Origin of the sequence: Peterkaempfera griseoplana (assembly GCF_001418575.1) — a bacterium.
GTDB lineage: Bacteria > Actinomycetota > Actinomycetes > Streptomycetales > Streptomycetaceae > Peterkaempfera > Peterkaempfera griseoplana.
Genome location: NZ_LIQR01000780.1, coordinates 355 through 1,162, shown reverse-complemented (window position 1 = coordinate 1,162; position 808 = coordinate 355). Strand labels below are relative to the sequence as shown.

The window sequence follows — 808 nt, the reverse complement described above, 5'->3', positions numbered from 1 at the left end:
GCCGCCGTGATCAACGGCAACTTCGCCCTGGACGCCGGCCTCAAGCCCACCAGCGACGCCGTCGTGCTGGAGAAGGCCGCGGGCAACCCCTACGCCAACATCCTGGCCGTCAAGAAGGGCGAGCAGAACGACCCGCGGGTGGAGAAGCTCGCCCGGCTGCTGCACTCGCCCGAGGTGAAGAAGTACATCGAGGACACCTTCAAGGGGTCCGTCATCCCGGCGTTCTGAGCCGGCCGCCCACCGGGTCCGGGCCGTCCGGCTCAGACCCGGTGGGTCCAGTACACATCGGTGGTGTACGGCAGCTCGATACGGTCCCCGTGCCGGGTCTGCGGATGCGCCCGCAGCACCGCGTCCACCTCCGCCCGCACCCGCCGCTGCTCCGCCTCGTCCAGCGTCGCGATGATGCTGGACGAGGCCATCCGCTCCAGCACCCCCTCCCGGGTCACCGGATGCGGGTTGGGCAGATGGAACTCGCTGATCGCCGACCAGCCGGGACGTCCCTCCAGCTGCTCCCGCCACCGGCCGTCCAGATGGCTCGGCAGATCCTGCGGGGCGCGCCCGAAATAGATCTGCTGGAAGTCGCGCACCCAGGGCACCGACTCGTCGAAGGTGTTCCACAGCAGGACCAGCGCCCCGCCGGGCCGCACCACCCGCTCCACCTCGGCCAGCGCCTCCCGCTGCCGGAACCAGTGCCAGGACTGCGCCGCGACCACCACGTCCACCGAGCGGTCCGGCAGGCCCGTCGCCTCCGCGGTGCCGTCGCCCACCTCGACCCCCGGCAGCAGCTCGGCCAGCTGCTCGCGCATCG

At 71.7% G+C, this 808-nt stretch carries 2 protein-coding genes; one reads left to right on the top strand and one right to left on the bottom strand.

All coding sequences use genetic code 11. The features are described from left to right. Window positions 1-228 (top strand): MetQ/NlpA family ABC transporter substrate-binding protein (locus AOK09_RS36735; RefSeq protein WP_245687657.1); only part of this gene is annotated, 228 nt, incomplete at its 5' end. Between the two features lie 32 nt (window positions 229-260). Here AOK09_RS36735 and AOK09_RS36730 read toward each other — a convergent pair. After that, window positions 261-806 carry a class I SAM-dependent methyltransferase gene (locus AOK09_RS36730; protein WP_175609397.1) on the bottom strand — a complete coding sequence of 182 codons (546 nt, stop codon included), beginning with the start codon at window positions 804-806 and terminating at the stop codon, window positions 261-263. Window positions 807-808 lie beyond the last annotated feature (2 nt).

Bases quoted from the DNA above. Each gene is read 5' to 3' on its own strand.
- AOK09_RS36730 (WP_175609397.1), bottom strand. From the start codon at position 806: ATGCGCGAGCAGCTGGCCGAGCTGCTGCCGGGGGTCGAGGTGGGCGAC.